Source organism: Salinimicrobium oceani (genome assembly GCF_012037645.1).
In genome coordinates, this window is record NZ_JAAVJR010001032.1 from 1 (window position 1) to 371 (window position 371).

Annotated in this window: 1 pseudogene; it reads right to left on the bottom strand. The window is 43.9% G+C overall.

The annotated features are described in order from the left end of the window. Window positions 1-339 (bottom strand): annotated as a pseudogene (locus tag HC175_RS20635) (primase-helicase family protein); the annotation flags it as partial. Between the last annotated feature and the right edge of the window lie 32 nt (window positions 340-371).

Below are 371 nucleotides of genomic sequence, written 5' to 3' on the forward strand. Positions count from 1 at the left end.
GAAATTTTTATTTATAGTGAAATAGCGTCCTTTAGCTTCTCTGAAGGTAGTGGTGCCATCTCCCCAGAGCAGGAACTTCTGATAGCGGTTCGAGTTGCTTTGGTTCACCAGTTTCCACTCCTTCTTCAGGATATTGCGGATTTGGGTAAGATCGAAGCGGAGCCTTGATTTACTTATGGCGTTATAAGCATCCATAGGACATAGGTTAAGAGTTTCCAGATCATGGTCTTCCATGATCATAAGAAGAATACCGGCCAATTCCCTTTCCACCCGGTTCCGGTTATTCTGCACCAGTCTTTTCAAGGCAGGAGTTTCTATTTGATCAGCTGTGAACCACATCCTTGTCTGGTGTTTGGAATAGAGCTTCCTAT